This is a genomic window from Streptomyces sp. PA03-3a, assembly GCF_033792735.1.
Classification (GTDB): domain Bacteria; phylum Actinomycetota; class Actinomycetes; order Streptomycetales; family Streptomycetaceae; genus Actinacidiphila.
The window spans coordinates 1-7,606 of record NZ_JARAVM010000080.1 but is presented as its reverse complement, the minus strand read 5'-3'; the positions used below and the strand labels follow the sequence as shown (position 1 = coordinate 7,606).

The 7,606-nt window shown below is 72.2% G+C and carries 6 protein-coding genes; 3 read left to right on the top strand and 3 right to left on the bottom strand.

Annotated elements, in window-relative coordinates; genetic code table 11:
* A partial coding sequence (locus PV342_RS40720) for a sigma-70 family RNA polymerase sigma factor (protein WP_500321203.1) occupies positions 1–942 on the bottom strand: 942 nt, incomplete at its 3' end.
* 188 nt (positions 943–1,130) lie between these two features.
* A complete protein-coding gene (locus tag PV342_RS40715; protein ID WP_500321201.1) occupies positions 1,131–1,829 on the bottom strand; it encodes a TetR/AcrR family transcriptional regulator in 699 nt (232 codons plus the stop codon).
* A gap of 294 nt (positions 1,830–2,123) precedes the next feature.
* Between PV342_RS40715 and PV342_RS40710 the strand changes: the two genes are divergently transcribed.
* Positions 2,124–3,503, top strand: a complete 1,380-nt coding sequence (locus PV342_RS40710) for an NAD(P)/FAD-dependent oxidoreductase (protein WP_361007212.1) — start codon at positions 2,124–2,126, stop codon at positions 3,501–3,503.
* Positions 3,504–3,619: 116 nt separating this feature from the next.
* The gene (locus tag PV342_RS40705; RefSeq protein WP_361007214.1) at positions 3,620–5,269 is read left to right on the top strand and encodes an ATP-binding SpoIIE family protein phosphatase; all 1,650 of its coding nucleotides are present in this window, start codon (positions 3,620–3,622) and stop codon (positions 5,267–5,269) included.
* Between the two features lie 7 nt (positions 5,270–5,276).
* Here the strand turns inward: PV342_RS40705 and PV342_RS40700 are convergent, their stop codons facing one another.
* Positions 5,277–6,524 (bottom strand): MFS transporter, encoded by a 1,248-nt coding sequence (locus PV342_RS40700; RefSeq protein ID WP_500321198.1) that lies wholly within the window; start codon positions 6,522–6,524, stop codon positions 5,277–5,279.
* 116 nt (positions 6,525–6,640) lie between these two features.
* Here PV342_RS40700 and PV342_RS40695 point away from each other — a divergent pair, with 116 nt between their 5' ends.
* On the top strand, positions 6,641–7,204 hold the full coding sequence (locus PV342_RS40695; RefSeq protein ID WP_400799297.1) for a MarR family winged helix-turn-helix transcriptional regulator: 564 nt from the start codon (positions 6,641–6,643) through the stop codon (positions 7,202–7,204).
* Positions 7,205–7,606 lie beyond the last annotated feature (402 nt).

Genomic DNA, 7,606 nt, shown 5'->3' with positions numbered 1-7,606 from the left:
GCCACCGCCCGAGCCGCCCGAAGCGGCGGCGGCCGCCGCGCCGGCACCTGCCGCCGCGCCGCCCGCGGCGATGCCCGCCGCCTTCGCCGCGTACGCGGCGCCGAACCAGCCGACGACCGCGACCGGCAGCAGCCCCTTGAGCGCCGCGTTCACGTCCGCCAGCTCCGCCGCCGCCAGGCGGCAGTTGGCACACTCCTCCAGGTGCTTGCGCAGCTCCCGGTCGGCCCGCATCCGCAGACCACCGCGGGCGTGTGCGCCGAGTCGGTCCGCGTAGCGGGCGCAGGACCCCTTGGCGGTCAGTGTGGACGAGACATGCGCCTGCAGGTACGCCTGGCGCAGTCCCTCGCGCGCCCGGTGCGCCAGAACGGCTGTGGCGTTGGCCGTCAGCCCCAGCAACGGTGCGACCTTGCTGGGGGACTCCTCCTCGACCGCGGTGTGCCACAGCACCGCCTGCCAGCGCTCGGGCAGGGTGCGGAAGGCCTGGATGGCCAGGGAGCGTTCGGCCTCGTGCATGGCGCGCACGTCCGCGCCCAGGTCCTGGGTGCCCTGGGCCGCCGCGGCCCCGGCCGAGGTGACCGCGAACACCGCGAAGTCGTCGACCAGTTGCTCCCGCTTGGCCGTGCTGCCCCAGGACGCGGCCACCCGCCGCACCGTGGTGAGCAGGTAGGCGCGCACGGCCGCGTCCGGACCGCTGCCGCCGCGGATCGCCTGCAGCGTGCGGGCGAAGACCTCGCCGGTCAGGTCCTCGGCGGTGTGCCGGTCACGGCAGCAGCCGCGGGCGTACCGCCGCACGGCCGCCACGTGCCGCCGGTACAGCTCCTCGTACGCGCTGTCGTCGCCGCCGCGCACCCGGGCGACCAGGTCGGCGTCGGACAGCTGCGCCCCGGGGGCGTCCGCGGCCTCGGGGAGACGCTCCGCGAGCGGCTCCCGCTGCTCGGGCACCCGGCCGGACGGCGGACCCCCACCGGAGTCCGCCCCGGCCTCCGCGGGCGGACCGGACTCCCCGTTTCCTTCATCCACGGGCGTAAGAGTGGCACACCGTTACCGTCCGACGACCTGTCAAGCATCAGAACCACCCGTCCGGGGAGTTTCACCCCCCGGAAGCGGGTCATCACCTGAACGGGTCAGCCTCACGCCCCCGGACGGGACCGCAGTCCCTCCAGCAGGATGTCCAGCAACCGGGCCGAGGCGGCGGCCTGCTGGGCCGGGTCCGGCAGCGACGGCGCCGCGGTGGCGATCACCAGCAGCACGTCGGCCACCGACACGCCCGCCCGCAGCTCACCGGCCGCCCGCGCCCGCTCCACCAGCTGCCCGACGACGTCCAGGAGGGCGGCCATCCCGGCGCCCGACGTGAAGTCGTCGGCCCCACCGCGCTGCTGCGGCACTCGCGTCCCGTCGGCCGCACCTGCCGGCTCCACCTGCAGCACCTGCGGCGGCAGCAGCCGCCCGGCGCCGGAGGCCACCGACGTCCGCAGGAAGCGGGACAGCGCCGACCAGGCCTCCTCCTCCTGGCCCAGGGCCGAGCGCGCCTGCTCCGTCAGCCGTGCCGTCTCCTCCTCGGCTATGCGCCGCACCAGGACGTCCTTGCTGGGGAAGCGCCGGTAGACGGTGCCGACGCCCACCCGGGCCCGCCGGGCCACGTCCTCCATCGGCGCGCCGTACCCCAGCTCACCGAAGACCTCGCGCGCGGCCCGCAGGACGTGCTCGAGGTTGCGCTGCGCGTCCACACGCAGCGGGGACGTACGGCCCCCGCCGCCACCGCGCACGTCCGGATCGGGATGGCCGCTGACGGTCGCGGTCGTCGCCCATTGCGGATCCTGAATATGCATATGTGTATCCCCCGGTTAATCGCGTCTCCCCCCGGAGACTCCCCACCCCATGATCGCCGGAAGGCGGCGGACTGCGCCGCGCGGGCATCCCGGTGGGATACGAACATAGTTGAGCCCCGGTCAAGAATGAAGGGGGAACCCACGCACGATCGGAGTACCCCGGCCGCCGATTCTCCTTCCCGGCACTTCACACCGGTCAGCAACCCGCCCGTGACCTGCCGGAGAACAGGATTCGGCCATTCATTGCCGTCCGCCCTGTGGACAAACCCCGATGGCCCATTGCCTCATGGAACGATGGCAGCACTCAAGGGGCCGTCCGGCGCGGCAGAAGAATCCGGTATCCCGCGCATCCTCGTCGTCGGCGGCGGTTATGTGGGCATGTACACCGCTTTGCGGCTGCAACGCAGGCTGAAACACGGCGAAGCGGAAATCGTCGTGGTCGAACCGCAGCCCTACATGACCTACCAGCCTTTCCTGCCCGAGGCGGCCGCGGGCTCCATCTCGCCCCGCCACGTCGTGGTGCCCCTGCGCCGCGTCCTGGACCGCTGCACGCTGGTCATCGGCGAGGCCCGGCGCATCGACCACGGCAAGCGGGTCGCCACGCTCACCACCCTCGCCACCGAGGAGGAGGGCTCCCTCGCCCTGGAGCTCCCGTACGACCACCTGGTGCTGGCGCCGGGCTCCGTCTCCCGCACCCTGCCCATCCCCGGCCTCGCCGAGCACGGCATCGGCTTCAAGACCGTCGAGGAGGCCATCGGGCTGCGCAACCACGTCCTGGAGCAGCTCGACATCGCCTCCTCCACCCGGGACGTCGAGGTCCGCGACGCGGCCCTGACCTTCGTCTTCGTCGGCGGCGGCTACGCGGGCGTGGAGGCACTCGGAGAGCTGGAGGACATGGCGCGCTACGCCGTGCGGTACTACCACAACGTCGAGGCCGACGACCTGAGATGGATCCTGGTCGAGGCCACCGACCGCATCCTCCCCGAGGTCGGCGAGGAGATGGGCCGGTACGCCGTCCGCGAGCTGCGCGGCCGCAACGTCGACATCCGCCTGAACACCCGGCTGGAGTCCTGCGAGAACCGCGTCGCCGTCCTGGACGACGGCTCCCGCGTGCCCACCCGCACCCTGGTGTGGACGGCCGGCGTCAAACCGCACCCCGTGCTCTCCCGCACCGATCTGCCGCTGGGCGGCCGTGGCCGGATCGCGTGCACCGCGGACCTGCGGATCGCCGGCACCGAGGGCGCCTGGGCAGCGGGCGACGCCGCCGCCGTCCCGGACCTCACATCCGGCGACCCCGGCGCGGTCTGCGCGCCCAACGCCCAGCACGCCCTGCGCCAGGCGCGCGTCCTGGCCGACAACATCGTCGCGAGCCTGCGCGGCGAGCCCCTGACCGACTACCGTCACGCCTACGCGGGCTCGGTCGCCTCGCTCGGGCTCCACAAGGGCGTGGCGCAGGTCTACGGGCGGAAACTCAAGGGCTACCCCGCCTGGTTCATGCACCGCGCGTACCACCTCAGCCGGATGCCCACCTTCAACCGCAAGGCGCGGATCCTGGCCGAATGGGTCCTGTCCGGGCTCTTCAAACGGGAGATCGTCTCGCTCGGCTCGCTGGAGAACCCGCGCGCCGAGTTCGAGCTCGCCGCGGAGACCGGTCGCAAGCCCGACGCGCCCTGACCGCCAGTGCGGATGCGGTGGCCGATTCCCCCGGAGCGGTGGGTCGGCCACACTGGACCCGTGACCAAGCGTGCGCCAGCACCTGCAAAGAGTGACAAATACGAGGAATCGGACGTTTGAACCTCACGCGTTGGAGCGCCCGGCTCCCCGGAACACAGCGACGCAATGCCCAGGCGGCGGCCGCCGGTGCCGAACCCCCGTCCGGCGGAGCGGTACCCGCGGCGCGCGGCGAGGCCGCCGAGCACCCCGACGCGCCGGCGCACACCCTCGACGCGCTCCCCGTACGCGAGGTGCTGGGCCGGCTGCCCGCCCTCATCGCGGTCACGCACGGGCCCACCCACCACCTCGGGTACGTCAACGAGGCGTGGAGCGAGGTCTTCGGCACCCGCACCCCGGGAGAGCCCGCCCGCGAGTCCCTCCCCGAGCTCGCCGAACTCGGCCTGCTCCCCCTGATGGACCAGGTCTTCCGCAGCGGCAAGCCCCGCACCGTCAAGGCCCGCAAGGTCGCCACCGCCACCCGGCAGGGTTACTTCACCCTCACCTGCAGCCCCGTTCCGGTGAAGGACGCCGGCGACACCGGCGGCGTCCTGGTCTTCGCCACCGACGTCACCGACCAGGTCCAGTCCGCCGAACGCCTCCGCGAGAGCGAGCGCCGCCTCCACGCGACCGCCGTCACCCTCCAGCGCAGCCTGCTCCCCCAGGAGCTCGAACAACCCGACGACCTGCGCGTCGCCGCCACCTACCAGCCCGGCGGCACCGACGCCGCCGTCGGCGGGGACTGGTACGACGTCATCACCCTCGGCGCCGGCCGCACCGCCCTCGTCATCGGCGACGTCATGGGCCGCGGCGTGCGCGCAGCCGCGGTCATGGGCCAGCTCCGCACCGCGGTCCGCGCCTACGCCCGCCTCGACCTGCCCCCGCACGAGGTCATCCAGCTCCTCGACGGCCTCGCCGCCGAGATCGACGCCACCCAGATCGCCACCTGCGTCTACGCCGTCCACGACCCCAGCGAGGGACGGCTGTCCTACGCCTCCGCCGGCCACCTGCCGATCGTCGTACGCGACGCCGACGGCACCGTCCGCCGCGCCGACGAGCCCACCGGACCGCCGCTCGGCACCGGCGGCTGGGTCCACACCTCCGGCTCCATTCCCCTCGGGCCGGGCGCCACCGCCGTGCTCTACACCGACGGCCTCATCGAGCGCCGCGGTGAGGACATCGACGAGGGCGTGTCGGCCCTGATGAACGCCGTCGCCGGCGCCACCGGCAGCCCCCAGGTCATCTGCGACCGCCTGCTGCGCGCCCTGGGCGTGACCTCCGAGCACGCCGACGACGTCGCCGTGCTCGTCATGCAGTACCCGCAGCACGAGGGCAACGACTCCGAGCTGTTCCGCAACGCCTCCCTGGAACTGCTCGGCGGCATCGAAGCGGCCCCTCGCGCCCGCGCCTTCGCCCAGGGTGTGCTGACCTCCTGGCGCTTTCCCGTCGAACTCGTCGACCTCGGGGTCCTCGCCGCCAGCGAACTGGTCGCCAACTCGCTCCAGCACGGCGTCCCGCCCATGCGGCTGCGACTGCGGCGTACCGACCGGCGCCTGATCATCGAGGTCACCGACGGCGACGACCACCTGCCGCGCCGCCGCCGCGCCGAACCGGCCGACGAGGCCGGCCGGGGCATCTCCATCATCGCCACCATCGCCTCCGCCTGGGGATCCCGGCGGACCCCCGGCGGAGGCAAGGCGGTGTGGTGCGAGTTCGCGCTCCCCAACTGACCGGGGATCACGCCGCCAGCACGGGCTCCCGCATCGGCGCGTCCTGCCCGACCGTGAGGCGACGGCCGAGCCGCACCGAGAGCACGCTGACCGCCAGGGAGCAGGCGACCAGCATCACGATGTACTCGGCGTACCGTCCGCTGCCCGCCATCAGCCCGCCGACCGCCGGACCCACGGCCAGCGCCAGCTGCTTCACCAGCGCGAACGCCGAGTTGTACTGGCCGACCATCCGCTCCGGCGCCATGTCCGCCACCAGCGGCGCGACCGTCGGCGACAGCATCGCCTCGCCGAGCCCGAACAGCGCGTACGTCGCGATCAGCATCGCCGTCGCGACCCGGTGCGCGGAGCCCGTCAGCCCGGACAGCCCGGCGACCACCCACGCCACGGCCCACAGCAGACCGACCGCCGCGATCACCCGGCTGCGCCGCCGCCGCTCCACGGACCGCAGGACGGCGAACTGCGCCACCACGATCGCCGCGGTGTTCGCCGCGAGGGCGAGGCCCAGCGTCGCCGGCGACACCTTGGTCACCTCGACCGCGTACGCCGAGAGCCCGGACTCGAACTGCCCGTAGCAGGCGAAGAACAGCACCCCGCCCAGCACACACAGCTGCACCATCGCCCGGTCGGCGAACAGCGCCCGCCAGCCTCCGGCGGCCTTGTCCGACGGCGCCGTCTCCATGCGCGCCGCCTTCGGCAGCCGTACGGAGGCCGCGACGACACCGAGCACGACGAACATCGCGGCCTCGATCGAGAACAGCAGCGTGAAGGAGTCCGGACGAGAGGTGTCGACCAGCAGCCCGCCCAGCAGACCGCCGACCCCCAGCCCGAGATTGCTCAGGAAGAACTGCGTCGCGAAGGCCCGCGACCGCGTCCTCGGCGTGGAGCACCACACGATCAGCGTGGCCAGCGCCGGCTGCATCACGGCGATGCCGGCGCCCATCACCGCGGACGCGGCGATCACCAGGGGCGCGCTCGACGCGAGCCCGAAGCCCATGGAGCCCACCGCCGCCGCGAACGCACCGGCCAGCAGCACGGGCAGCGGCCCGCTCCGGTCGATCGTCCGACCGGTGAACGGCAGCACGGCGAGCGCGGCGACGGCGAACGCGGACAGGACGACACCAGCCGTGCCCGCTCCCAGATCCCGCACCTGCGCCACATAGACGAACAGGAACGGGACGGTGAAGCCGTTGCCGAACGCGCTCAGCGCGTTGCCCAGCTGGATCCGGCGCAGCGCGGCGCCCATCGCGGTGGTCACACTCACCCCTTAGGTCAGTAGTTCTCGAACATGAAGACTTCAACTTTAAACTTCGAAGCTAAACAGTACATGCCAGAAGTCTTTAGGACCAACGAGTTTCGTGGGACACTCCTGCCATGACGAGCGCATCCGACGGTTCCGCCGGTACTCCGCAGGAGCTGGACCTCGACGAGCAGATCGCGATCTACCAGCGCGAATACCCCGAGGTGGATCCCCAGGTCGAGAAGATCGTCACGGCGCTGGGCAGGCTCAACCGCCGTATGAACGTGGGCTACAGCCGGCACCTGTCGGCGGTGGGCATCACCAGCGCGGAGTGGGAGGTCCTCAAGGCCCTTGTGGTCGTGGGCCGTCCGTACCGGCTCGGTCCCGGCGACCTCGCCAAGCGACTCGGTCTGACCCCAGCCGCCATGACCCACCGCATCGACCGCATGGTCTCGGAGGGCCTGGTGACCCGGGAGCGCGACGAGCGCAACCGCGTCCGCGTCATCGTCGAGCTCACCGACCTCGGCCGCAGCAAGTGGCTGGAGACGATGCGCATGGCCTCCGCCTTCGAGGCGGACCTTCTCCAGGACCTCGCCCCCGACGAACGCAACGTCCTCGGCGACCTGCTGACCCGGCTGCTGCGCCGCGTCGAGGCCGCCCAGCCCGACGCCGGCGGCCGCCTGAAGGACCTGGACTGACTCGGCTGCCCCGGTTTGACAGACGTCCAGGGCATCCGTAATGTTCTCCGAGTTGCCCGCCGGTGAACACCGGCTCCGGCCGGCCCCGGGCAGCCATCCCGCAAGACCTATCTCGACGAACGGCCTCGTGTCGTCTCGTTCGCGTGTGCGTTTTCCGGAATGAGGATCGAAGGAATTGCTCGATTGGCATCGGGCGCCACCGGTCCGCTAATGTTTCACCAGTCGGAACGGCCCAACAGCCGCGAGGACAAGCCCCGCTGACTGGGGATCAGCCCGGAAACGGTCTGATAGAGTCGGAAAAGCCGAAAAGCGAAAGCCGGACGGCGAAACCCCCTCCAGAGGGTGGCAGAGAAGGAAATCGGATCTGCTAAGCTGGAGACAACGAAGGGAAAGCCCGGAGGG